General features: G+C 49.3%; 19 protein-coding genes, 9 tRNA genes and 1 pseudogene. 17 read left to right on the forward strand and 12 right to left on the reverse strand.

Translation table 11 applies throughout. The features are described from left to right. Window positions 1–991, reverse strand: a pseudogene (locus tag IQ256_RS05820) (ATP-dependent helicase); the annotation flags it as partial. A 219-nt stretch (window positions 992–1210) separates the two neighbouring features. On the opposite strand from IQ256_RS05820, the gene IQ256_RS05825 reads away from it, so the two are divergent. Together IQ256_RS05825 and IQ256_RS05830 are read left to right on the forward strand one after the other, a co-directional pair. Beyond that, the gene (locus tag IQ256_RS05825; RefSeq protein WP_193854617.1) at window positions 1211–2680 is read left to right on the forward strand and encodes a DUF3370 domain-containing protein; all 1470 of its coding nucleotides are present in this window, start codon (window positions 1211–1213) and stop codon (window positions 2678–2680) included. A 21-nt stretch (window positions 2681–2701) separates the two neighbouring features. Next, window positions 2702–3430, forward strand: coding sequence for a sulfite exporter TauE/SafE family protein (locus IQ256_RS05830; protein WP_193854618.1), 729 nt, complete (start codon window positions 2702–2704; stop codon window positions 3428–3430). A gap of 24 nt (window positions 3431–3454) precedes the next feature. Here the strand turns inward: IQ256_RS05830 and IQ256_RS05835 are convergent, their stop codons facing one another. From IQ256_RS05835 to IQ256_RS05865, 8 genes are all read right to left on the reverse strand, one after another. Continuing rightward, window positions 3455–4294 carry an ABC transporter ATP-binding protein gene (locus tag IQ256_RS05835; RefSeq protein WP_193854619.1) on the reverse strand — a complete coding sequence of 280 codons (840 nt, stop codon included), beginning with the start codon at window positions 4292–4294 and terminating at the stop codon, window positions 3455–3457. A gap of 138 nt (window positions 4295–4432) precedes the next feature. Beyond that, window positions 4433–5494: an ABC transporter substrate-binding protein gene (locus IQ256_RS05840; RefSeq protein ID WP_193854620.1), complete on the reverse strand. Its 1062-nt coding sequence runs from the start codon at window positions 5492–5494 to the stop codon at window positions 4433–4435. A gap of 180 nt (window positions 5495–5674) precedes the next feature. Further along, entirely contained in the window at window positions 5675–6520 is an 846-nt protein-coding gene (locus IQ256_RS05845) for an ABC transporter permease (protein WP_193854621.1), read from the reverse strand. Between the two features lie 54 nt (window positions 6521–6574). Further along, on the reverse strand, window positions 6575–8074 hold the full coding sequence (locus IQ256_RS05850) for an aminotransferase (protein ID WP_193854622.1): 1500 nt from the start codon (window positions 8072–8074) through the stop codon (window positions 6575–6577). 155 nt (window positions 8075–8229) lie between these two features. Continuing rightward, window positions 8230–9012 carry an SDR family oxidoreductase gene (locus tag IQ256_RS05855; RefSeq protein ID WP_193854623.1) on the reverse strand — a complete coding sequence of 261 codons (783 nt, stop codon included), beginning with the start codon at window positions 9010–9012 and terminating at the stop codon, window positions 8230–8232. A 54-nt stretch (window positions 9013–9066) separates the two neighbouring features. Further along, on the reverse strand, window positions 9067–10038 hold the full coding sequence (locus tag IQ256_RS05860; protein ID WP_193854624.1) for a DUF3445 domain-containing protein: 972 nt from the start codon (window positions 10036–10038) through the stop codon (window positions 9067–9069). A 334-nt stretch (window positions 10039–10372) separates the two neighbouring features. Next, window positions 10373–10507: a hypothetical protein gene (locus IQ256_RS30010; protein WP_255516187.1), complete on the reverse strand. Its 135-nt coding sequence runs from the start codon at window positions 10505–10507 to the stop codon at window positions 10373–10375. A gap of 188 nt (window positions 10508–10695) precedes the next feature. Further along, entirely contained in the window at window positions 10696–12552 is a 1857-nt protein-coding gene (locus IQ256_RS05865; protein ID WP_193854625.1) for a SpoIID/LytB domain-containing protein, read from the reverse strand. 266 nt (window positions 12553–12818) lie between these two features. On the opposite strand from IQ256_RS05865, the gene IQ256_RS05870 reads away from it, so the two are divergent. The 4 genes from IQ256_RS05870 (at window position 12819) to cobS (ending at window position 17132) form a co-directional block, all read left to right on the forward strand. Next, a complete protein-coding gene (locus tag IQ256_RS05870) occupies window positions 12819–13439 on the forward strand; it encodes a helix-turn-helix transcriptional regulator (RefSeq protein WP_193854626.1) in 621 nt (206 codons plus the stop codon). An 81-nt stretch (window positions 13440–13520) separates the two neighbouring features. Further along, window positions 13521–15002, forward strand: a complete 1482-nt coding sequence (locus tag IQ256_RS05875) for a TldD/PmbA family protein (RefSeq protein ID WP_193854627.1) — start codon at window positions 13521–13523, stop codon at window positions 15000–15002. 2 nt (window positions 15003–15004) lie between these two features. Next, on the forward strand, window positions 15005–16348 hold the full coding sequence (locus tag IQ256_RS05880) for a TldD/PmbA family protein (RefSeq protein WP_193854628.1): 1344 nt from the start codon (window positions 15005–15007) through the stop codon (window positions 16346–16348). Next, window positions 16320–17132: an adenosylcobinamide-GDP ribazoletransferase gene (gene cobS, locus IQ256_RS05885; RefSeq protein WP_370623355.1), complete on the forward strand. Its 813-nt coding sequence runs from the start codon at window positions 16320–16322 to the stop codon at window positions 17130–17132. The genes IQ256_RS05880 and cobS overlap by 29 nt, the downstream gene beginning before the upstream one ends. Before the next feature lie 58 nt (window positions 17133–17190). On the opposite strand, the gene IQ256_RS05890 is transcribed toward cobS, so the two are convergent. After that, window positions 17191–17523 carry a hypothetical protein gene (locus tag IQ256_RS05890; RefSeq protein ID WP_193854629.1) on the reverse strand — a complete coding sequence of 111 codons (333 nt, stop codon included), beginning with the start codon at window positions 17521–17523 and terminating at the stop codon, window positions 17191–17193. 689 nt (window positions 17524–18212) lie between these two features. On the opposite strand from IQ256_RS05890, the gene IQ256_RS05895 reads away from it, so the two are divergent. The 11 genes from IQ256_RS05895 to leuD all read left to right on the forward strand — a co-directional run bounded on the left by IQ256_RS05895 (window position 18213) and on the right by leuD (window position 21708). Beyond that, window positions 18213–18599 carry an alr0857 family protein gene (locus IQ256_RS05895; RefSeq protein WP_193854630.1) on the forward strand — a complete coding sequence of 129 codons (387 nt, stop codon included), beginning with the start codon at window positions 18213–18215 and terminating at the stop codon, window positions 18597–18599. Window positions 18600–19286: 687 nt separating this feature from the next. Then, a tRNA-OTHER gene (locus IQ256_RS05900) sits at window positions 19287–19382 on the forward strand. A gap of 111 nt (window positions 19383–19493) precedes the next feature. Then, window positions 19494–19569 (forward strand) — tRNA-Cys (locus IQ256_RS05905). A gap of 5 nt (window positions 19570–19574) precedes the next feature. Beyond that, window positions 19575–19648 (forward strand) — tRNA-Ile (locus IQ256_RS05910). 3 nt (window positions 19649–19651) lie between these two features. Beyond that, window positions 19652–19722 (forward strand) — tRNA-Trp (locus tag IQ256_RS05915). Between the two features lie 27 nt (window positions 19723–19749). After that, window positions 19750–19850 (forward strand) — tRNA-Glu (locus IQ256_RS05920). A gap of 256 nt (window positions 19851–20106) precedes the next feature. Beyond that, a tRNA-Arg gene (locus tag IQ256_RS05925) sits at window positions 20107–20202 on the forward strand. Window positions 20203–20235: 33 nt separating this feature from the next. Next, window positions 20236–20334 (forward strand) — tRNA-OTHER (locus IQ256_RS05930). A gap of 26 nt (window positions 20335–20360) precedes the next feature. Continuing rightward, window positions 20361–20435 (forward strand) — tRNA-Asn (locus IQ256_RS05935). Between the two features lies 1 nt (window position 20436). Beyond that, window positions 20437–20512, forward strand: a tRNA-Gln gene (locus IQ256_RS05940). A 596-nt stretch (window positions 20513–21108) separates the two neighbouring features. After that, window positions 21109–21708 carry a 3-isopropylmalate dehydratase small subunit gene (gene leuD, locus IQ256_RS05945; protein ID WP_193854631.1) on the forward strand — a complete coding sequence of 200 codons (600 nt, stop codon included), beginning with the start codon at window positions 21109–21111 and terminating at the stop codon, window positions 21706–21708. Window positions 21709–21787: 79 nt separating this feature from the next. On the opposite strand, the gene IQ256_RS05950 is transcribed toward leuD, so the two are convergent. Continuing rightward, window positions 21788–22255, reverse strand: coding sequence for a CYTH domain-containing protein (locus IQ256_RS05950; protein ID WP_193854632.1), 468 nt, complete (start codon window positions 22253–22255; stop codon window positions 21788–21790). Window positions 22256–22312: 57 nt separating this feature from the next. Continuing rightward, complete coding sequence (sds, locus tag IQ256_RS05955; RefSeq protein ID WP_193854633.1) at window positions 22313–23284, reverse strand: solanesyl diphosphate synthase; 972 nt, start codon at window positions 23282–23284, stop codon at window positions 22313–22315. Between the last annotated feature and the right edge of the window lie 516 nt (window positions 23285–23800).

A 23800-nucleotide genomic window follows, 5' to 3' on the forward strand; every position in this document is an offset into this window, starting at 1 on the left:
TGGGGTCTTGAAGCTGAAAGCAAAGGTAGAACAGCGCTGCATCTTGAGTGCGAGCAATGCGATCGCGCCAGGGTCGCCACTGCTTGTATAGCGTCAGTTCGCTGTTTGTCGTCCAGTGAGAAGATTTTAGACAGCTATAGATCAAAGAGCCTTCAATCTTTTTATAAAATGCTTTGGGTAGCGGCGTGCGAGTGACAATATCGTGTAGCAAACACTCTGAACAATGTCGCAAAAGTGTTTCTTTATCGTATAGGTATGGCGCTTCGCTAAGCTCTGCTTTGGAACCCGCAAAGCCAGACGTACAGGCGATCGGCATATAGTCCATATATCGCTGTAGGGTCTCTTCGTAGGTTTCACTGACAATCTCCCAATGAGGATAGGTCTCGAACGTCTGACTGGATTCCTTACGATTCTTGCGAGCTGCCTTTCGTTGACTACCTGCCTGGCGAATAGGCTGATTCCGATAGCGCAGTGAGGGAATATAGTGATCTTTTAGAATCACCTGTTTGAATGCTTGGGTATAGTGAAGCCAAAACAACAGATCGGAACCCAGCTGCACGTCTGCTAGCTGATAGTGGGCGATGAAGTGCAGCTCTTTGAGCTGCGGGATCAAAGCGCTAATACCTGGATAGATTTGACTACCTTTGAAATAGCGTTCGATCCGGTAGCAATCTATCTCCCAGGTTTGCCACTCAAACGAACTAGGTATTTCTAGCTCTAAGTAGCGAGCAAGTTCTAAAGAAGGCAGAGGCCGACCATTCGCGGTCGGTAGCGTAAAAGTATTCGGACTAATGTTTTTGCTGATGTCATAATTTTGAGGTGAGGGGAACCCCAATTCTTCTACCAAGACCTGCGCGATTGCTTTTTGGGAGAGATACTGACAGTCAGCATCAGCTTCTATTCCCCCAGCTTCTATCCACAGATAAAAGGCACCTCCTTGTACGAAGGCCGGATTAGCATCTGGAATCCAAGTACCGTGGAGGATTTTCATTGCTCTGTACAGTTTTCTTTACTTTTACCAGCAGCTAAAGGTTATTCTACTACTGAAGGAAGAAAAATCTTCTAGAGTCCTAGCTAATATGAGCTGCAGGAGTTGAAGTGTATGCTGTCTAGGCCATGAAGGTCAAACTGCAAAGTGGTATTGCGAAAATAGCGATCGCGTCCCTTCTTCAGGCAAAATACTCTTCAACCTACGACGACGGACTTATCTATGCTTGCCTGGTTTACAGCGCTGACGTTTGCTCAAACGTTTGCCAACGCTCAATTGATTGATTCTCATCTGACTAACGCCCGATTGACTAGCCCCCCTCCCTCCCAGCTAGTTGCCCAATCGCCGCCAGCTCCCACAGAATTTGTCGTAGAACAGTCCGTCAGGCCGCTGCCTGGAGCAATAGATAATGTTCCTGTTTTTAATAGCAACAGTCCAGAGCTAGTTGAAGATCCTGGCATTCTACTGTCCACTTTTCCGCCTGCGGGTATGGCTGTTCCAGAAGCCCATCTCGACTTTCCGTTCAGTGGGCGGTTCGATGTCTTTGCTCATCACGTTTACAAGGCACTAGACTACGACGAAGAGAATCCTGAGCTGCTAGATAGTTTATACATCGGCATACTTGTGAACAACCCTGGCACGGTACCGGTCAACGTGCGAGTCAATTCAGGGGCGAGCTACCTTAGCCAACCGGATGCACCCTTTATTCAGATACCGGACTTCGTGCCATTTAGTCCTTTAGATCCGGTCTATGCCGGGCCAGGTAGCCGAGTTGCTGGGGATATGCTCCAAGATCGCCTGCAGCAGGATATCTTTCCGACAGCGATGGTGATTCCGCCGGGTGAGAGTCGGATGCTAATGAATCAGCCGATTCCGATTCGAGAGCTAGAGCCCCCGATCAATGGCCGTTCAACGCTGGCCTACTTAGAAAGCGACGGGCCGGTTTATGTAGCCAGTATGGCGCAGTTTGCCCTCACAGAAGCGGGCGCGGATGGGAACATAATTGAAAGCGCACCCACGCTGGCGTCTTGGGAATCGCTGTTACAAGAAAGTGGATTAGCCGGGCCGCGCGATCTTGCCCCTGCGCCTTTGCCCTTAGCAGAAGGCGAGCGGTTAATCTATGGCCGAGTGGCAGGCGTCTCGCAGGGCTCTGAATGGCAAGCAACCCTCACAGACGATCTCACCAGCGATCAGCTGACGATTCCCTCAGCCGGGGAATCTTTTTCCTATGGTATTAGCCTGCTCTATGCTGGCAGAATGGGCACTGATCAAAATCAAAGCGCCGAAATGCTGGTGCGCTATCCAGACACCGCCTATGAAAGTCACGGGAACTATGGCGTCCGCTACAGCCTGACGCTGCCCTTGCAAAATCCAACAGATCAAACTCAGACGGTTACTGTTGCACTTGAAACCGCCATCAAAGAAGATACGCTTAGTGAAGATGGACTTCGCTTTTTTGAGCCTTTGCCCGTTCAGACTTTTTTTAGGGGGCCTGTACAGGTTCGCTATCAGAGCGATCGCGGCCTACCCACCATTCGCAATATCCACCTAGTGATGAAACGCGGTCAGCAGGGAACGCCGCTGGCCACGCTGACGCTGCCGCCAATGACATCGCGTACTGTCGATGTGTCGCTGATCTATCCTGCTGATTCTACGCCGCCGCAGGTTCTGACTGTTAAAACAGATCCCTAATTCTCTTCAATCGGAGCCACCATGCCCCTAGAAGCCATTATCATTTTGACGGTAGGTGCTGCTTCCTTTATTCGGGGTGTTTCTGGCTTTGGCGCAGCGCTGATCATTATGCCTGTGCTATCTGGGCTGACTAGTATTTACGTAGCTGCGCCGCTGGTGGCTATCTTGGGCCTGACGATCGATACCCTGCTGTGTCTCTACTATCGACGCTCTTTCGACTGGGGACTGGTGGGCAAGCTCTGGCTCGGCTCTCTTCTGGGTATTCCTCTAGGCTTTGTGATGCTGCGTTTCCTATCGGGCAACTGGATGCTGTTGGCACTAGGGTTAATGATTGCAGCCTATGCTGTCTATGCTTTGTTTGATCCGGTGATGCCTGTATTGCGATCGCGGCGGTGGATGTACGGCACCGGATTTCTATGCGGCGCTTTGGGCAGCAGCTACAACATCCCCGGACCACCTATTATCCTCTATGGCAGCAGCCAGCAGTGGAGCCAAGAAAAATTTAAGAGCACCCTTAGCGTCTTTTTCTGGGGAAATGCCGTTTTAGTCGTCACCGGCCATATTGTTCAAAATCGTTTGACTGAGACTGTTTTTCAACAGTATCTGATTGCGATACCTAGCATGGTCATTGGATTATCTTCAGGCATCATCCTATCGAGGTTCTTTGATCCTCTGTTGTTTAGGAGAATTGTCCTGGTGATTCTTATCTTTGTCGGAATTCGGCTGTTTGTTCTGGGGCTACAGTCGTAGAAACTCTGCTTAGTTACGTCTGGCTTAATACTCGCCAGATTCTTTGATCCGTCGGACGAGATACTCTCTCATTTCGATAAAGTCTTTCGACACGCGCAGCTCTGTAGGCGAAGTTTCTGCTAGTTTTTTTGAAAATGGATTTTTGATATTTTCTACAATCCGACCGGGATTAGCATACATCAAAATTACTCGGGTAGATAGCAGTAAAGCTTCTTCAACATCGTGCGTGATAAAGAAGATTGTTTTGTTAGTCTTTTTCCAAATGTTGTGTAGGCTCATCTGCATCGATTCCCTAGTAAAGGCATCAAGTGCGCCAAAGGGTTCATCCATCAAGATCACTTTAGGATCGGCGGCTAATGCTCGGGCGATCGCAGCGCGTTGCTTCATGCCGCCCGATAGCTGATGTGGCAGCTTCTTTGCCGCTTCAATCAAAGAAACCATCTCTAGAAAGCGACTCACCCGCTGCCGCCGCTGATGCGCGTCCACCCCTTTCATCCGAGGGCCAAAGTCTACATTCTTTTCGATTGTCATCCAGGGAAACAGATTAGGCTGTTGGAAGACCACGCCCACTTCGGCATCTGGTTTTGTATGAGGTCTACCGTCTACGCTCACGCTGCCATAGGTCGGCGTTTCGTAGCCAGCTAGCACTCGCAAAAGAGACGTTTTCCCACAGCCGGAAGGGCCAATCGCACACACAAAATCACCTGTGTTGAGCGTGAGGTTGATATCTTGCAGTGCTAAGAAAGGCGCTCGTCCAGTAACATCATAAGCTAGCTCAATATCGGTTAAATCGATCAAGACATCTTCGGCGGAAGTTTGAGATGCCCTCGTTTCAGACACGTTAATCACGGGAGGGCGAGTCATAAAAGAACCTGAACGATAAAGAATTTAATGAACTTTTTGAGCGACTAAATATGAAAAAGAAAATAGAGTAAAGATCTCAATGCCTGGCTAAAACACCTATAGAGACCCAGTGTAACTAAGCCTCTGTAGAAACAGAATCTACTGAGCAACCGCCTGGTTGAACAGGGCAGCGCGGTAGGCTTCTAGATCTGGCGCTGAAGGAATGGCTTCTTGCTTCACCATAAACTCAGCCGAATCTTTTAGCACCTGACTCATTGCACCGGCCTCCTCTGGCGTTCCTAGATATTTTTCAGAAGCTTGCTCATCGGCGCTTACCCAAACTAGCTCGTTCATCACTTCAAGACTCTCTTCAGGCGAGAGTCCAATCTCTTCAGACATTGCTGCAGCGGCGGCTTCAGGCTCGTTTCGATAGAACTGAACTGCTTCGTCTAAGGCGTCGACATAGCCCGCTAGAAAGTCAGGATAAGTGTCAGCAAACTCTTTATTGACGATACCCAAATCGGCAGTGATGATTCCTTTCTCCGACAGTTCTTTGGCTGTCACTAAAACGCTGCCGCCCGCATCTAGCATTTTAGAAAGCGTTGGATGCCAGACAAAGCCACCATCGATATCGCCACGCTGCCACGCTGCTAGCATGTCTTGGGGCTGCATGTCTAGAATTTGCACATCTGCCGGGTCAATCCCTTCACTTTCTAGAGCGGAGAGCAGACTAAAGTGAGTAGTTGAGCCAAAGGGAACGCCGATCTTTTTACCAGGCACATCGGCCATTGATTGGATACCAGAAGCTTCTGTAACGGCAAGCGCCTCGTTATCGCCAATAATATCGTGGATGAAATAAACTTGGTAGGGTAAGTCTTGAGCGATACCGGTTGAGACCGGAACAGACCCTGCTAGACCAACGTCGATTCCGCCAGAAACCATTGCTGTATTAACATCTCGACCAGAATCGAAGGGCAGCCACTGAATGTCCACATCGGGGAATTTTGCCTCAGCAAATCCTTGGTTCTTAGTCAAAAGTTCGGCATTAGGGACAACCTGATACCCAATGCGAAACTCGCTGGGCATAGCGCCTTCAGTCGCTTCGGTAGTCGTAGCGGCTGGTTCGTTGCTACAGGCAGCTAACGTCACTACCAGAATTAAGCTGAGCAGTCCTAGGAGAATGTTGATCCGTCTTCGAGAATATCGTCTAAGCGTGTACATATCTAGCTGCGTGGCCTCACGTTGTTGTAATTTCAGGTGTAGTTTTAAGATTGTCTCGAAATCGTCTCATCCTAGGCAAGTCTACCTCGAACCGTACCTTTGACTTTTTCTTTTGTTGCTCTTCTCCGTATTTGAATTTCTACATATCGTTCGTAATGCGCTGAATCAAAAACAGAAGATCTATTCTTTACCGACCCAAGGCAGATAGCGAGCCTGGAGCCAGCGCAGGCCCAAGTCAAGAATGATTGCAATGACGCCCATAATTAAGATGCCAACAAAGATGATGTCGCTGCGTAAGAATTTGCTGGCGTCTAATACCATCCAACCAATGCCGGAGACTGCCGCGACCATCTCTGCTGCGACTAAAGTGGTGTACATAAAGCCTAGAGCCGTACGCAGCCCAATAAACAGCTCAGGCAGACAGGAGGGAAACACGATTTGGGTGAATACCTGCCACTGAGAAGAGCCTAGAGAAAGGGCGGCGTTGATGCGATCGCGTGGCACCCGTTGAACCCCAGACACCATGGCGATATATAGCGGCGCAAATCCAGCCAAAAACAACAGCGCAACTTTAGAAGCATCCTCAATACCCAGCCAAATGACTAGCAGCGTGTAATAGGCCAGTGGTGGCAAGGGCCGATAAAATTCGATAAACGGATCGAGCACTGCCCGGACAGGTTTGAAGTAGCCACTCGCTAGCCCTAATGGCACCGCTAGCCCCAGCGCCATCGTAAAAGCGATCAGCAGTCGCCACATGCTAGAGCCAATGTGGGCAAGCAGCGATCGCCCTTTATAGCCGTTTTGCACAATGGTGACAAAAGCGGCCCATACGCTTTGAGGCGAAGGAAAAAACAACGGATCGACTAGACCCAGATTGGTAACCAAAAACCAAAGCAGTAGAGCAGTTGCGATCGCTAAAAAAGACAGCGCACGATTAAACAGGCGAAACGATGTTTTGCGCGACAGATTGCCTTTCGGCTTCCCTTTAGGGTCACGAATAGGAGGGCGATCGGTTTGAACAGTCATTTAGTCAATGGCTCCAGCTAGTGGCGATATCCTACAGGATAAGTTGCGCCCGAATCAGTTTTTTGATAGCGAAAAGACAGACTGGTGAATGACATCGGCTAGATGATCGGCTTCTGAACGGGTGATTACTAGCGGCGGACAGATAATTAGAACATTTGTAAAGCCTGGGATGGTGTTAGTGTTGCGTCCAATCATGACGCGCTGATCCAGACATTTTTTTACGACCGCCGCCACACTGGCATCCTCTAAAGGCGTTTTACTTTCTCTATCAGTGACTAGCTCCACACCTAGCAGCAGTCCTTTTCCCCGCACATCACCCACGTTCGGATGGGCTAATAGCGTTTTTAGACGAGTCAGCAGATAGTCGCCCACTTCAGCCGCCTGATCTGCTAATCCTTCGCGTTCAATGATTTCAACATTGCGTAGCCCTACTGCTGTACAAACTGGCGTACCTCCGTAGGTGCTGATGTGGCGAAAGTGGCGATCGCTCTTTTGTCCTGGCTGCGGCTCATCTAAGAAGGCTTCAAAGATATGCTGCTTTACGACCGTCGCCGCTAGCGGCATATAGCCACTTGTGAGCCCCTTTGCAAAGGTAATAATGTCGGGTTCTACGTCCCAGTGCTGATGGCCAAACATCCGACCTGTGCGACCAAAGCCATTGACGACCTCGTCATAGATCAAGAGAATGCCTGTGCGATCGCAGATCTCTCTTACTCCACGCAGGTATCCATCCGGTGGCACGATCACCCCGCCGCCTGAAATAATCGGCTCTACGATGACTGCTGCGATTGACTCTGCGCCTTCATATCGAATCGTCATTTCCAGCTCTTGCAACAGTCTAGCCGTATAGGCTTCTTCTGAGAGCCCCTCTCCAAACCGATAGTAATACGGCGGATTTACATGCATAAATCCTGGCACCAGCGGCTCATACTTCAGCTTCCGCTCGGCCTGCGCGGTGGCACTTAGCGCTCCCATGGAATGGCCATGATACCCTCGATAGCGAGAGATAAACTTGTATCTTGGGCCTGCGCCTGCCGGAGCCGTTTGAGCATGATACTGCCTAGCGACCTTAAAGGCAGTTTCGTTGGCTTCAGAGCCGCTAGTTGAAAAGAACACTTTGCCTTCATAGCCGAGCAGCGCTAGCAGCTTGTGAGCTAGGCGGATACCCGGCTCGTGGCTCATCGTCAGCGGCGAATAAGACAGGTTCAACATTTGCGCGTAAGCGACATCTGCTAGCTCTTGACGCCCATAGCCTACATTCACACACCACAGACCAGAAACTCCGTCGAAATATTCGTCACCGCTGCTATCAGTGACGTAGCAGCCGGCTCCACTTTTTATACACTTAGGAGGCTTTTGCTCAAACGGTTTGTGCTGTACAAGTGCATGCCAAAGCGACCCAGAATCCATCCTTTCGAGCGTTTCTGTATTCAAGTTTGCTTTCTTTAAACTGGCATTTTCAGAACTGGCATTTTCAGAACTGGCGCTTTCGGCAGCTACTTTCTCCGACTCTTTAGCTAATTCTGTTGCCTTCGCACTAAAATCTACAACCATTGGAAAAAGTCTCTAATCAAGACTGACTAAATTGTTCTCAAAATCTCTTGCATTTCGATTGAAGTCTATACAAATACACAGTTGATATTTGCAAAAATAGTAACGGCTCCAACACAAACTTTATGTATCTCGGACTACCTTTATGTGTCTCAGACCTACGGTCCAGCGCGACGATCGATCAATGTTCCAGAAGATTGATCCGTTGGAATAACATATAGCTCGCTGATATTCACATGCGCCGGGCGCGTAATCGAAAACAGAATAGAATCAGCGATATCGTCAGGCGTTAGCGCTGTCATCCCGCGATATACGCTCTCGGCCCTATCGGTATCGCCTCTAAATCGCACATCGCTAAATTCTGTTTCTACCAATCCTGGTTCTATATTCGTTACTCGAATCGGCGTACCTAGTAAATCTATCTTCAACCCTTCAGACAGCACTTTCACTGCCGATTTCGTTGCACAGTAAACGCTGCCACCAGGATAGGTGTACCTAGCGGCAATTGAGCCGATATTCACTACATGGCCCGCTTGTCGTTCTACCATCCCAGGGACTACCGCCCGAGTCATATACAACAGACCTTTGACGTTGGTATCAATCATTTCTTCCCAGTCCTGCAGTACGCCATTCTGCTGCGGATCCAAGCCCCGGCTTAGACCCGCATTGTTAATCAGCACGTCGATTTCTTGCCATGATGCTGGCAGTCCCTCAACTGAGGCAGCCACATCGTCTGCGCTTTGTACGTCCAAAGGCAGCAGCAAAGTCTCAGTTTTGTAGGATTGTTCTAGTTCATTAGATAGCGACTGAAGTTTCTCCTTTCGCCGAGCCGATAGAATTAGCCTAGCCCCACAAGTGCCTAGCTGCCTAGCGCAAGCTGCGCCAATACCGCTGCTAGCGCCTGTGATTAAAATGGTTCGATTCGACAAATCAAACGGCATACCAACCTCCTAAACAGATGAATACAACAGCATATGAAGACAGTGTGCAAGAGACTACACGCATGAATGAGACACGGCGCGACTATCCAAATACGTTAAAAGCGCTTGCCTAAAAGGCAATAAATTTTTGTACTTTTGCATATCGGGATGGAGTGAGCGAATCGCATCGGCTAGCTGCACAGCTAGCTTGGAATCTTTCACAACTTGGCCAAGAGGGTAGACATAAGTTCGAATAGTAAACAAAATGCCCTTACTTATTGGCAAACGGCGTAGCGTTTGTCGTTCCACCCGTAGCCATAGTTTTTCTTCGATATTCCGGGCCGTAATTCCTGGATCAAAGCCAGTGACATGCTTATTTTGTGTGAGATGTAGCTCTGTTGAATCTACAATACTCCAGTTAAATCGAAGACTAGGATAGTCTTCCTTTAAACGAGCGAATACGTGATTGACTGGGCGAGCTAGCCTGTCAGCGTAGCTAGGAACTTGCTGATGGATTTGCGCGATGGGTTGAGACAGCTTTTCTTTGAGGTTCCACCGCAGCGGAAAGCAGACAGAAGCTGCCGCCAGTCGATAGCTGGCCTCTGCGGGCAGCATTATGCACAGATCCTCTTGTACTAGCCTAGCTGCTAAATCTAGCGGCGATCGCGAAAAGTCTGAACAGCGCCAGGTTTGCTTTGTTCTGAGGTTGATCAGAGCTGATGGCGCGATCGCCTTCCTCTCTATTTGCTCACCCTCTATCTGCTCATTCTCTATCTGCTCATTCTCTACCTGGCCATTGCCAATCGGCTGATAGACATGAGGAAAGTGTTGTATCAGATGCGTTGTCAGCAAATCCAAACATTCTTGCTGAGCAGGCTGAGTCTCGGGGCAAGAGACAAATACATCTTCATAGCGGTGGGCTAGCAGCCACGCTTTATATCCTAGCTGAGAGACAAAATTCTCGTCGATCTCGATCCAATCTTTCAGCTTCAGCGGCTGCAACCCCATCACCGGATGCCCCTTGGACTTCACAAATGGAAGATACATAGGTCTATTTCCAGAAACTAAGGTGTGTCTATAGCGTTTGTTATCTGGCTGGAATACAACAAAACAGGCGAATTCCTGTACGCAGCAAAGCGAGCAACTGCAACTCTACATAAGCGCAGAACCCGACTTGAGTGTGCAGACGCACAGAGCTATATCGCTACGTGTTCGCGCGGCTGTGTTGTTATTTTTCTGTTTGCCAACCTGACCTGCCAACCTGATCAAGGAAGGAGTACGTATTTAAGCGCTAATTTTCCGTAAGGTTACTCTCTCACAAAGTCAATTCTCTAAGGAATCAACTTAGGAGAACAAACCTGAGAAATTTACCTTGAAAGGGCTAACTCACGCTGTGAGGAGAACCCACACCGTTCCACTTGAGTAAATGCTTGTGTAGCCGCCCCTCTTTGATGTGTAGCCGAGAGGGTACATGGCCTAAACCCAAAAATGATAGCTGTAGAGAGGCCAATAACATCTTGACAATTCCTGAGATGAGTTTGCTACTCAATTGGAATAATACGAGGATACATCCTCTATTTCTGTATATTCATCTACATTTTGCCAATAAATATTTTGTGCGGACGAAATAGCGATTGGTCTGTACGGACTAAGTCTCTTGATCTTAAATCGGTGCTACTCACAGTCTTCTAGCCGGCACTACTTCTAATCGTCACTATAGAATGTGATCGACGAGCTGATCGGCTGTAGCTGGGTTCCAGGATAATAGAATTGCAAGATTTGCTGATAAGAATACCCTTTCTCTCCCAGATGGTATGAGCCTGTCTGACTCATACCAACGCCGTGCCCAAAACCGCCGCCAACGAATCGGAATCCAGTTAGAACTGGCATCTGCTCAGAAGGTTCTTCACTGGGGAATTCAGTATTAGCCTGCTTGGAATTATCTTGAGCGATCGCAACTGGTTCACTCTCGGCGGGGACACCTTCTAGCTCGCTTGCTTCTGTAATCGCTGCATCCAAAACAGTCGAGTCTGAGGTCGTCGAGCTACCAGCCTCTGGCGAAGGCGTTTCAGCTTTCGGCATTTCCATAACTGGCTCTACATAAAACAACAGACTCCGAGGGGGAACGAGCGCCTTGACTGCTTCATCTTTGATCAGATCAAAAGAGCCTATATCTGTTTCTACTGTCAGCTTTTGTACCCGGCCAGAAGGTGCGCGTTCTACGACCGTCAGATCGATGAGCTGGTTGAAATTGGCGATAGGATGCTGTCTATTCGACAGGTACTCTTTGAGGGTTTCACTCAGGACTTCGACAGAGGCTTTGCGATCCCATCGAAAAGCTTCCCAGCCGTCTTCATTAAAGCCCCCTCTCAGGGAAATGAAGGCGCGAAAGTTTGCTTCATCGGATAGAGGACGCTGTTCTAGATCCCATTTTGGCTGCAATGAGTCGATCACGGGGGTTAGATAAGGGCGATCCTCTCCATTCCATACGTCGGTAAATCTGGCCGTCACACCGCCCGTGGTTGAAGAATAGAGGGCATCAACCAGTTCATTGTTATAGGTCAGGACTTGGCCAGCGGTGGCTGCGATCGCCTGATCGCTTTTCGGACTAGTTTGCGCTAGGCCAAAGTACACCTGACACTGCGTATCGGCGCAAATCTCATAGTCATCAATTGCAAACCGACGCAAATTTCGCAGCGCGTAGGTTCTTGCCAGTACGGCCTGAGCTTCGATCGAATTCTTCGGGGCACTAGGGCCAATTTCATGAGGAACCACGCCGCGCAGATATGACTCTATAGGCACCTGATTGACTAGCGTGTAGTTTCCATACGAATTAGGCTGAATCTTCATATCGCCCGCGAACAGATCGCGCAGTCGATTTGTCTCTCCTTCGCCTAGCTGGATGCGACGATTGGCGCTGGTAATCGAAAACTCGTCCCTGGCATATCTAAAGCCGTCTGCGATAAAGGCCGCTTTGGGCACCTCTGTGACGACCTGGCTATCAATAAAGGCGGTGGTATATCCAGACGTGTGCAAATTCTCAAGCAGCAGTCGGCGCAATAGCGGCGAGCTGTAGTCGGATCTTTTGGCCCAGACCTGCCAGGCGTCGGGCTGGGCAATCTCGGCGTTGATACCGGCAGCTTGCCAGCGCTCGGCGCTAGCTTCGGCGCTTTCAAAGCTGCGATGAGTACTTAGCACTACCCACTCTTGAATCACAGGCGCAGGTAAAGGCTGCATTGCAGTTTCGATGACTAGCCGCTCGGTGGTGATCGCCTGAGGCTCGCCGCCTGTTTCAAAGCTGACGGTGAGCCGATCGCCTGCAAGTGGCGCTAGCGTTAGTTTGTCAGTTTCATTTTCACCAAAGCGCTGAACGATGCCCACTTTAATTTCGGGATTTTGGGTCGCTGTCTGGTTGATAGGTGCGTTCGCTGCTGGGGTTGCCGATTGGGATGTCGACTGAGATAGTGCGGGCTGAGGTGCGATCACCTCTGCAGCCGCCATCATCAAACTCAAGGTTCCGACGCTCAGTCCTATCCCCAAACGATAGGTCCAACGATTCATAGCAACTTCCATATCAACTCAAGGTCTGCGCTCTAGTTTTTGCGATTGCTCTAGTCTTGGCGATCTGTTTTTGTGATCTTACTTGTCTATTATTCAACCCAGAACTCTTTAAAGTTGCGCTAGGAACAACGAACTCATCAAATTTTGTCTTTGTATAGTTCTTTTGTTTATAGTTCTTTTGCCCATCTGCTTAATATAGTCGCCCCCTGCCTGTACCAACTTCTAATCTTTGCGAACCTCAGTGTCGCTAGGCGTCACCTCCTATCATGCCATCTGATTCGACCCAAATCTCCCAAATCTTAAGAGAGCTGATGCAGGCCGCTGGCATCACTAGCTACCGTCTGCTGGCCGAGCGGGCAGGGGTTTCGCGCTGGCAAATTCAGCAGCTAAAAAACGGCCATATTCAGAAAATGCGTTTAGCTAGTCTCATGCAGATTTCAGCCGCTTTGAAGATCGACTTCACCGATCTATGTGCTCATTTTGAATCAGGCCAGTTGCAAAAGTACTCAAGAGAGCATCAGGAAAATCATCATAAGAGCAATCTAGAAACCACTGCAGCCGATACGCTACAAGAGACTGCACTGCAAACGCTAGAAAGCTGGCTAATTCAGTGGCCTACTATCGTCAAACGCGCCCAGGATCGCCCCGATCTTCCAGCTACAAAAATCCTGCCATTTGTCCGTCCCGTCGAGCAGTTGATGGCCGAATGGGGTGTAGAGCCAATTGCCACAGTCGATTGCCAAGTTGAATACGATCCGACCTATCATCAGCTCGTAGCTGGTAGTGCCAAGCCGGGAGATTGCGTTCGGGTTACGCACACAGGCATTATTCATCATGGCAAGCTGCTTCACCGGGCAAAGGTTAAACCGATTACTGGAGATAGTTAGGAACGCACGTTTAATTCAAATCCATCTTCTAGTGGATTTGATAGACTGAAAGGCAAAGACATCAACAGGACTTGCTACGGGATGACAGCCGCTATTTTTGAACAGCCTTTGCGCTTAGAGCAGATTCTTTCGCTCAGCTACAACGCCACCCCAGACAAATTTGACAAAACTTGGAAAGCACCTCTATCTACCTTGCTAGGGCTAGGCCGCGCGGTGGGAGCCGACTTCGTAGAGTTCTTCCTAGAGCGCAAGAACTATATTAGCTGCCTCGCAGAAGACGATGCCATCACTAGCATTTCACCTAGTCTGGTTTCAGGTGCAGGCGTTCGCGTATTCAAAGGCAGCTCTGACTGCTACGTCAGCACGAACGATCTGTCTTTTGAAGGCTTGAAGGCGGCTTTGGAAAAAGGGCTGGCCATTATGGGTCTAGAGATGCCGGATTCAACGGCTAGCGTGCCAGAGATAAATCTAGAGCCATTGCGTGATTACGGTCTGGGCCGGGGTAAGGATAACTGGCTCGCTAGCTGCCCATCCATGCAGACAATGGGCGAGGTGCTGCTAGAAGCCAACGCCGCGCTAGCTGAGAAAGCGGATCACGTGCAGGCTCGCCGCGCCGCTTACTTCCGCGACTGCCAAGAAGTGTTGGTGGCCTCTAGTGATGGCACCTTTGCTCGCGATATCCGTTTGACCCAATCAGTGGGCTTTAATCTACTCTGCGCGGACGGTGAGCATCGTTCTTCGATTGGTGAGCGATTGGGTAACACGGGCGACCCTAGTTTCCTTACCGCTTGGGACTATAGCGAGACTGCCGAGAAAGTCGCCGAAGCCGCTAGCAACATGCTCTATGCCGACTATGTAGAGTCTGGCAACTATCCAATCATTATGGCCAATCACTTTGGCGGCGTGATCTTTCACGAAGCCTGTGGCCATCTATTAGAAACCACTCAGATCGAAAAAGAGACCACGCCTTTCATGAATAAAAAAGGCCAAAAAGTGGCTCACGAAAGTCTGACAGCTTGGGATGAAGGACTGTCTACCGAAGCGTTCGGCACGATCGATATGGACGATGAAGGCATGCCGGTTCAGCGAACGCTGCTAATCGAAAATGGCATTTTGAAGAACTTTATCTCCGACCGGGCAGGTGAAATGCGAACCGGACATCCGCGTACGGGTAGCGGGCGGCGGCAGGGATATACCCACGCGGCGGCTTCTCGCATGCGTAATACCTACATCGCACCGGGTGAGCACACCGTAGAAGAGCTGTTTGCCTCGGTCGACAAAGGCATCTATTGCAAAAAGATGGGCGGCGGCAGCGTTGGCCCCACCGGACAGTTCAACTTCGCGGTAGATGAAGCCTATTTAATTGAAGATGGCAAGATTACTAAGCCGCTGAAGGGGGCAACGCTAATTGGCGAGGCCACTGGCATCATGAACAAGATTTCGATGTGCTCGGATGATATTAGTCTGGCACCGGGCTTTTGTGGATCGGTGAGCGGCAGCGTGTATGTGACGGTTGGTCAGCCTCACATCAGAGTGGATGATATTACAGTGGGTGGACGATAGAGATGGCAAAGGTTCAAACAATTTCACAGCAGGCTGAGGCGATCGCGCAAAAGCTCAACATTGCTAAATACGATATCTATGGCTCTTCTGTAGATGAAACTAGCGTCCAAGTAGACAAAGGCAAACCCAAGCAGGTTAAAGCGTCTAACCGCTCTAGTGTGATCGTTCGCGTATGGAACGATCAAAATCAAATTGGTGTCACTTCAACGACCGACGTTGACGAAACCGGCCTAGAGATGGCGCTAAAGACCGCTTATGAAGCTAGCTCTTTTGGCGTCAAAGAAAACGCGCCTGATTTTAGCCCGCAGGCAAAAGAACTGACGGCTGAGGTTGACTTTACTAAGTCTGAGCCCGCTCCTGTGCCTGAGCTGATCGAGACCCTAGTAGACGCAGAGAAAGGGGTGTTGGACTCGCATGAGGCTATTGCCTCTGTTCCCTATAACGGCATTGCTCAAAGAGAGATCGAGCGGTTCTATCTCAACAGCGAAGGCGCACAGCGCAGTGAAGAACGCACCTATGCCTCTGTTTATCTCTATGGAAAGACGGAGCAAGAAGGCCGCAAACCTCGGGCGGCTGGGGCAATGCGAGTCAAGAATGGTCTGGCTCAGCTAGAGGTGAGTGACTGTGTAAAAGAAGCGGCTGAAAAAACAATCAGCCATCTAGACTACGAGAAAATAGCCTCTGGCAAATACCCAGTTGTTTTCTCAGCAGAGGCTTTCCTAAGTCTGCTGGGCGCGTTCTCGAATATGTACAACGCTCAAAACATCTTAGACAATCGCTCGCTGTCTACTGCCGAGTCAATTGGCACTCAGGTTGCTAGCCCGTTGCTGTCTGTCTACGACGATGAGCTACATCTAGAAAACGTCTCGGCTGAAACCTTTGACGGTGAAGGCACACCCACTCGCCGCCTAGCGCTGATCGAAAAAGGTGTTCTCAAGAACTTTATCCACAGCGCTGGCACCGCCAAGCGAATGAACGCAGAGCCAACGGGCCACGCCAGCATCGGTGCCAAGGTGAGCATCGGCCTCAACTATATAGAGGTGCTGCCGGGTGAGTCCGCAGACGATGCCTATCAGCTAGATAAAGCAGATGGTGTGGTTTTGATTGATGATTTGCAGGCGCTACATGCGGGCGTTAATGCGCTGCAAGGTTCTTTTTCCTTGCCGTTCGACGGCTGGTTAATTAAAGACGGCAAGCGCATCAGCGTTGAATCGGCGACGGTTGCGGGCGACTTTCGTCAGGTGCTAAAAAGCATCGAGCATATCGAACCTGAAGCCGAAACTACCCCAGGCGGCATCTGTCCTCGGGTTTGGATCAGTGAGCTATCGATCACTGGCGAAGCTTAGGCAAAGCTGGAGTCGCGTTTGCTGGCGCTTAGGCAAATTATTGTCAGGCTGGCATGCGGCGCTAATGTTCTATACCTGTCTACCGATTCCGCAGCGCTGGCCGCTAGAGTTTCGGTGGATTGCTTTTTGGGTGCCCTGGGTAGGGGTAGTCATCGGTGGCCTTCTGGCTGGCATGGACTGGGTGCTGGCGATCCTACACTTTCCGATCGCGGTCTCTAGCGCCCTGACCATTGTTCTAGGTATCGCCTTAACAGGCGGGCTGCATCTAGACGGCGTGATGGATACCGCTGACGGCTTGGCTGTCCCCGATCAAAGTCGGCGGCTAGCAGTCATGTCAGATAGTCGGATGGGTGCGTTTGGGGGGATGGCTGCGATCGCTCTCATCCTGCTCAAAGTCCTGGCGTTAGCCGCGATCGCTCAGCATCGAGCTGTCGTATTGATTGCGGTATCGGTTTGGGGTCGGTGGGCCCAGCAGTGGGCGATCGCCACTTACCCCTACCTTAAAAAAGAAGGCAAAGGCGCTTTTCACAAACATGCCTTACCCACCTCTCGATATGCCTTACCCAACTTGCTTCTGATCATATTATTCAGCCTGGGACTAGCATCGACAGAGTGGATACCTACACGATTGAGTCTTAAAACGATAGTAGCCGGGCTAATACTTTCAGGACTTACTAGCCACTATTTCTACAAACGGCTAGGTGGACAGACCGGTGATACCTATGGCGCAGTCGTTGAATGGACCGAAGCACTGCTGCTGTGTAGTTTATCGGCAGGCGCGTAGAGCCGCCTGATTTAGCCTCTGCTACTTCTATATCACGCCTCTATAGCTGGATTTCATATTATTCTTCTTCTAGGCTATCGACGCTAAGGGGAACTAGCTCGCCTTGAGTGGTCATGGCCAGCCACATCTCTTCGTAGGGTTCGATGGCGCGTCCAGTCAGGGCGCATTTTTCTGTTTGTCTGGCCTCTGCGGCCATCACACTTCGGATGTCAGTTTGATTGATCTGTTTGGAATTGCTACCCGAGTTGACGTAGTCCCATAGGATATCGCGCATGAGCGACTGATAGCCGCTGTTACCTGCACGTTCTTTGAGTTTGGTAATGAGCGATCGCTCTAGTCGAATACTCGTAACCTGCATTTCGGTAGTGGAGGGATGAGCTTTGGTACGCATGGAGCAAAGGCTAAATCATTAATTTAGAAAAAACATGGACATTTCTATACTACACATGTAGCATGGACATGTGCATAAGGAAAAAGCAGTCCGGTCGAGACTGTAGAAGCGCGCAACTTTATCATCTAAAGAAGAGACATGATTCACATTCAACATTCCATCGCCACGAAGCCCGCCATCACAAAACTGTTTACAAAACAGATTATGCCGCTGTCTCAACAGGCGGTATTTGGTTGTGCTGGAATGCTAGCCCGAACAGGGCTCTTGGGTAGAAATCTTCTAGGTAGAGGATTGGCGTTTGTAGGCTTGTGGTTTGATTGTGAGCATGGTCTTTCTGTAGATAATCTCTTCGTAGACAGTCTCTCCATAGATAGTTCAGCAGATAGTTCAGCCTATATCAATCGTTTAGAACCCACACGATATCGAAGCGGGGAGCGCAGGCGTTTAGCTGCGATACCTTCATAAAGCCAAGAACATAAGGCTTTTGACCCCGCTTCCTAACTGCAAGGAAGTGGGGTCTTGTTTTAGGGCCGTCTTGATTTCAGATAATTTCAGGTAAGGTTTTCATCATGTCGCGAGTATTTTCTAGAACTAGGCCCGTTATTTTGTTTTCGCAGAACTATCTACGTTTAAGAACATGCTGCCTTCAGCATGTGTCGTTAATTCACAAGACATAGAGGCCATTTGCGATGCTGAAGTTAAACTACAACGACTATGGCCTATTTCTAGAGCAGGTAGTGGCGTCTATAGATGCCTTTGCTACTCAAAGAGTGATGCTAGCGGTTTATGCTGGCGAGACTTTGCATATTGAGCCAGGTCGGGCTGCTTTTCTACTTGCTAGCAATACGCCTGGAGTCGCAAAGCTTCAAAGCGTACTACAAAAAGATACTACGAGCGAGATTTCGCTAACGGCTGTCGACGCTGACTATATCGAAGTGAGCTTAAAAGGCACCTGGATTGCTATCAGCGCCCAAGCGGAGTCTGGAACATTTGTCACTGCGCTAGTACCAGAGCTCGAAACGCTGGTGTGCTCTCTGTGGCAGGCAACTCAGCGACTAACGGCTTATGCCGCATAATGGCTAACAACTTGCTTTGTTGGGGATTGCGTTGGCACAGCAAGCTTTGCTACAGGCTATAGTCTCGCTTTTAGAGAACTGTTTACAAAAACAAGTTCCGACAGCAATGCAGAAATACTGTGCGTAATATAGATAGATTTATCATCTATCAATGCGTTTCTCTGCCCTTTATTCAGCAGACTGCTCGAAGTCTTCTTTGCAGTCAATAGACTGACATATCTATTGACCGCCATCTCTATCGAACAACAACTGGAGGATATTATGCTATCCACAGACAGCACTACAAATTACTGGGCTCGTAACGCCCTCGCTCGGGTGCGATTTCTTGAGAAAGAAAATTGTAAGAAGTCTGCGATCGCGACTGCCCACAAGAGCAAGACAGACATAGAAAATCATCACAATCAGGCAGTCAAGGAACTACAGAAGATTAGGCGAAACTACTTTTTAGGACCTCGACACTTCCTTTAATCATTTTTCTCTTTGTATGAAAATGACTTTAAAAAGAGAGAGAAAGCAGGTCAATCGAGGGGTGCCAGAAGAAAACTCAAAAAACTTTTGAACCCCCCTTGACATTTTCCAAATTTAGCTTGTAGTATTTAAGTAATACAAAATATACTACAAAACGATAAACGATTTCTGTAGTACGCCAATTAGTTAGAACCTTGAAAACTAAATACTTCTCTATTTGGGGCTGTAACTCAGTGGTAAGAGTGCCTGTGGTGTCTAGCAGGAAGTCGCGAGTACCCTACGGGAAGTCTGCGCCTACGACTCTCGTCATCCCCGTCTGTAGTTTCAATACTACAAAAAACAGCCTTGTGGACGAATAGACAATTCGCCGTGATTCTCAGTCACGAAGAAGCGGGTGCAACTCCCGTCAAGGCTTCCAAACCCTGAGTCCAGATAGCCAAGTTAGCAAGGCGTCGGTCTGCAAAACCGAAAATCGCGAGAGTTGCACTCGCTCTGGACTCCAAACGTTGCAGCGTCGCCTGATCGGTTAAGGCACTTGCCTCATAAGCAAGCCTCTGCGGGTTCGAGTCCCGCCGCTGCCACTTGCAGAAATGGTGTAACGGTAACATCTCGGTCTCCAAAACCAAGGCTCTGGGTTCAATTCCTAGTTTCTGCGTTCTGTTGTAATGACAGATTTCTTAGAGGTAGCGTAGGCAAATTGGTAAAGCCGCACGGCTTTCAACTGTGTGCTTGCGGGTAACTCCTATGGAGACGCTTCGCGAACGATTCCCGTCGCTACTGCCAACGGGTCGGCTTCTATCGGCGCAGATAAAGGTCTGTAAAACCGGAGTTCTTTAACACTGTGTGTACCCTTCGGGAACGCTAGCGCGAACGACTCCCACCCGACCCTTTGAGTTGTCGAAAGACGCTCAATATGGAAAGCAATCTCATCAGGGGGTGAGTGCTGTTTGCTAAACAGATGGAGCCGAAATAAGGCTTGTGGTAACTCCTGCGGAGACGCTTCGCGAACGAGTCCACTGTTTTCCGCCAACTTGTTTTTGAGAGCGTAGCGCAATTGGATAGCGCGTCAGCTTGCGGAGCTGAAGGTTGCAGGTACTCTTCGAGAAGTCTGCGCCTACAAATCCTGCCGTTCTCGTTGTTAGCATTCGAGAGAACTGCGAACATATTTCCCTCAATAGCTCAGTCGGGTAAGAGCGCCTGCTTGTTGGCGTAGCCTGACCGCAGGTCTTAGCGCAGGAGGTCGTCTGTTCAAATCGGACTTGGGGGGCTTGCATTCAAGCAATTGAATGCTGATGGGGTATAGCTGAGAGGCAAAGCAGTCCGCTGTTAACGGAAAGACCGCAGGTTCGATCCCTGCTACCCCAGCCAATGCCGAGTGGACGAATTAGCAAGTCGCCTGACTCTGAATCAGGAAATTGCAGGTGCGAATCCTGCCTCGGCATCCAATCCCCTGTGGTGTAGTTGGAAACATCTCCCACTTTGAATGAGAAGAGTGAGGTAACTCCTCTGGAGACGCTAAGCGAACGAGCCCTGCCACTCCTGCTTACGTGGGGTTGTCGCTCAATTGGAAGAGCAACTCGTTTGCAACCAGGAGGTTGAGAGTACGTCTTTGCCTACGATTCTCTTTGATTCCACCAGATGGAAGGTGCCGCTAAATGGTCGGCAACTGGTCTTGAAAACCAGGGTACAGCGTTCACTGCAGGGGTTCGATTCCTCCACCTTCCTTCTTGTCTTTGTTTACTTAGCCTGCATCATCAGTTCTACCAAAGCTGCCGAGTTTAATAACTAAGTAACGCATGAGCAACCGAATGCATTCTGGACATGTTGACTAAACGCCTGCCCTTTGAGGAGCTCATGGCTTGGCCTATGCGCTTTTCTAGCTCTAGAGATTGCTGAGTAGTACACCCTGAAACTGCTGATACAAGGTCAGTTCAGGCAAATGTGAGCGGAATTACACGTATTTCGCTCAGGGGTCTAGATAGTTGCCAGCAGTTGATAGATAATAAATAGTCTGACTGATATCTAACAAGCAATAAAATTTATGGGTAATTCCTCCCAAGTTAAAGCAATTACCGGCCAGGCTTTGCCCTTGGTTGGCAACGATATTGATACCGATCGTATCATTCCAGCCCGGTTTTTGCGGGCGGTCACGTTTGATGGACTAGGCGATCAGGTCTTTGCCGACGATCGCCAGCAGCTAGCAGACCATCCGTTCAATCAGCCGCAGTACCAGGGCGCAAAAATATTAGTCGTCAATCGCAACTTCGGCTGTGGCTCTTCGAGAGAACACGCGCCTCAGGCGATCGCCCGCTGGGGAATTAAAGCCTTGGTAGGAGAAAGCTTTGCCGAAATCTTTTTTGGTAACTGTGTGGCGATGGGCGTTCCCTGTGTAACAGCGGCTCCTGACGACATTAGCGCTTTGCAATCGGCTATAGCGGCAGACGCTACTGTAGAAGTTACCTTAGACTTAGAAAAAATGAGTGCCACTGCCGAAACGCTGTCTATTCCAGTTGAAATGGGCGCAGGTCCTAGACAAATGTTCCTGAACGGCACCTGGGATGCGTGCGGGCAGCTAGTCGCGCAGGCGAGTGCGATCGCCCAAACTGCAGAGCATCTCCCTTATACCAGTTGGGCAAGCTAGTAAGAGAATGTTTTGATAAGCCAACCCTCCAGAAAACAAACAGCGCTAACTTCCTATCTCTGTCTATCTCTCTACTCTTTCACCATTTTGAGTAAGGATGCTTCACTAGGCTAGCGTTGTAGTACTTTGTTTGGCCTGAGACTTCTGGGCCGATCCAATCTGGAATATCAACCGTTTGAGACTCAGACATAAGCTCTACTTCAGCAATGGTAAGCCCTGTGTTCTCCCCTTTGAACTCATCTATTTCCCAAACATGCGCGCCAAAGGGTAACCTATATCGAACCTTTTCAATGAGAGGTTGTACGCAGAGCGTATCTAGCATTTCTTTAGCATCAGCCAGTGGAATTGGGTATTCAAATTCAGCGCGGCTCAGACCTTCCGCAGGGCCTTTTATGGTCAGATAGCCCAACTCACCCACAATTCGAACGCGCACGCTTTGACCTTCAACAGCAGTTGCGATGTATCCTTGCGAGTAGAGTTTACCTACTGCATTGGCTCGCCAGCTATCGGAGACAACGAGAAATTTTCGTTCCGTTTCCTTTGCCATCGTTAACTTCCTTTTCCGTAGTTCTGTAGGATTTTGGCTATGGCCTTGCGCCTCGCCCTACTTCAGCCTTCTTAAAACATAGTCTGAAATGTCTTCTAACGCCTGTCGCGACGCTGACTGGGGTAGATTGCTTAGACATTCAACCGCATGGCGAGCGTGCGTCTTTGCTAACACTCTAGATCGCTCAATCCCTCGACTGCTATTAATCAACTCAATGGCCTGTTCAAAATCTTCTGGCCCTGAGAACTCTCGCTCAATAAGTGTCTTTAGATAGGGTACCTCTTCCATGGCGTATAGCGCAGGCGCGGTCAGATTGCCGCTTAGCAAGTCGGAGCCAGCAGGCTTACCTAACACCTCCTCGGAGCCAGTAAAATCGAGAATGTCGTCTACAACCTGATAGGCCAAGCCTAAGCTTCGGCCAAATTGATAGAGGTTTTCTGCCGTATGATCGGACACTTCACTAAGTACGCCCACCGCTTTGGCACTGTTGGCAATCAAAGTCGCTGTTTTGTAATAGCTCTTCTCCAAGTAAGCCTCTATGGTCAATGTGGTATCAAAATGCTTCAGGCCCTGACGGATTTCTCCTTCAGCGAGATCCATGATTACCCTAGAAAGCAATTTCACGACTTCTAGATCGTCTAAATTAGCTAGATACCAAGAGGACTGAGCAAACAGAAAATCGCCAGCGAGCACGGCGACTTTATTGCCAAAGCGACTGTGTACCGTATCCACGCCGCGCCGGGTTGATGACTCGTCGACAACGTCGTCATGCACCAGACTCGCTGTATGGATCATCTCTGTGATCTCAGCTAAGCGACGGTGTCGACTGGTAATGCCTTGATCCGGCTGAGTGGCTCTAGCTAACAACAGGACTATGGCCGGACGAATACGCTTGCCGCCTGCACCAAACAGGTGTTCAGCCGCCGCATAAAGAATCTTGTGACGAGCCCCCACAAGATTTTTGAGGTTGTCGGTCAGGAGCGCTAGGTCGGCTTCTACAGGTAGAAAAAGAGAGGTGGCTGAGGTCATGGAAAACGCGACTCAGGCGGATTAAGTTACGAAATTTTAAGCTGTCTGCTCTTATTCTAAGCTATTGTGCTGTTAAAGGGACGAGTCCTCCACAAAGGAAACAGAACTGCGCCATAGACACCCTCAGCCTAGTAGCTGTGTAGTAATGTTCAAGAGATGTTTGGCTAATCGAGAAGTCGTCCATTTTTTTAGCGGGACGGCTTCTCAATTAGCCAAACCTTATGTTATTCTATAGATAGTTAAGATTTTCTGTTCAATCCTGGTGACACTCATACCTGGCAACACTCACAGGTCAGTTCTTACTAGGAGCTCAATTTGAATAGGTGGCTACAGAGCTGCTCTACTGGTTGAGACAGTTTTCCTAAAAGCCGGCGTCAGTCTTTTTTTAGTCTGTAAGTTCAATATCTTTGGTTCAGGGGCTATTCCCATCGACAGTTAAGAGATCGTTGATCATTCAATTCTTAGACTAGAAATTAGGTAATGAGCTTCCTGTAGGAATCTTTTCCCTGGAAAGCA

Source organism: cf. Phormidesmis sp. LEGE 11477 (genome assembly GCF_015207105.1).
GTDB lineage: Bacteria > Cyanobacteriota > Cyanobacteriia > Phormidesmidales > Phormidesmidaceae > Phormidesmis.

Excerpts from the sequence above, each read along its gene's own strand:
- IQ256_RS05840 (WP_193854620.1), bottom strand. The coding sequence starts at position 5,494 with ATGTACACGCTTAGACGATATTCTCGAAGACGGATCAACATTCTCCTA.
- IQ256_RS05825 (WP_193854617.1), top strand. The coding sequence starts at position 1,211 with ATGCTTGCCTGGTTTACAGCGCTGACGTTTGCTCAAACGTTTGCCAAC.
- leuD (WP_193854631.1), top strand. The coding sequence starts at position 21,109 with ATGGGTAATTCCTCCCAAGTTAAAGCAATTACCGGCCAGGCTTTGCCC.
- IQ256_RS05890 (WP_193854629.1), bottom strand. The coding sequence starts at position 17,523 with ATGCGTACCAAAGCTCATCCCTCCACTACCGAAATGCAGGTTACGAGT.
- IQ256_RS05860 (WP_193854624.1), bottom strand. The coding sequence starts at position 10,038 with ATGTATCTTCCATTTGTGAAGTCCAAGGGGCATCCGGTGATGGGGTTG.
- sds (WP_193854633.1), bottom strand. The coding sequence starts at position 23,284 with ATGACCTCAGCCACCTCTCTTTTTCTACCTGTAGAAGCCGACCTAGCG.
- IQ256_RS05895 (WP_193854630.1), top strand. The coding sequence starts at position 18,213 with ATGCTGAAGTTAAACTACAACGACTATGGCCTATTTCTAGAGCAGGTA.
- IQ256_RS05850 (WP_193854622.1), bottom strand. The coding sequence starts at position 8,074 with ATGGTTGTAGATTTTAGTGCGAAGGCAACAGAATTAGCTAAAGAGTCG.
- IQ256_RS05855 (WP_193854623.1), bottom strand. The coding sequence starts at position 9,012 with ATGCCGTTTGATTTGTCGAATCGAACCATTTTAATCACAGGCGCTAGC.
- IQ256_RS05950 (WP_193854632.1), bottom strand. The coding sequence starts at position 22,255 with ATGGCAAAGGAAACGGAACGAAAATTTCTCGTTGTCTCCGATAGCTGG.
- IQ256_RS05875 (WP_193854627.1), top strand. The coding sequence starts at position 13,521 with ATGACAGCCGCTATTTTTGAACAGCCTTTGCGCTTAGAGCAGATTCTT.
- IQ256_RS30010 (WP_255516187.1), bottom strand. The coding sequence starts at position 10,507 with ATGTTATTGGCCTCTCTACAGCTATCATTTTTGGGTTTAGGCCATGTA.
- IQ256_RS05845 (WP_193854621.1), bottom strand. The coding sequence starts at position 6,520 with ATGACTGTTCAAACCGATCGCCCTCCTATTCGTGACCCTAAAGGGAAG.
- IQ256_RS05835 (WP_193854619.1), bottom strand. The coding sequence starts at position 4,294 with ATGACTCGCCCTCCCGTGATTAACGTGTCTGAAACGAGGGCATCTCAA.
- IQ256_RS05830 (WP_193854618.1), top strand. The coding sequence starts at position 2,702 with ATGCCCCTAGAAGCCATTATCATTTTGACGGTAGGTGCTGCTTCCTTT.
- IQ256_RS05880 (WP_193854628.1), top strand. The coding sequence starts at position 15,005 with ATGGCAAAGGTTCAAACAATTTCACAGCAGGCTGAGGCGATCGCGCAA.
- IQ256_RS05865 (WP_193854625.1), bottom strand. The coding sequence starts at position 12,552 with ATGAATCGTTGGACCTATCGTTTGGGGATAGGACTGAGCGTCGGAACC.
- IQ256_RS05870 (WP_193854626.1), top strand. The coding sequence starts at position 12,819 with ATGCCATCTGATTCGACCCAAATCTCCCAAATCTTAAGAGAGCTGATG.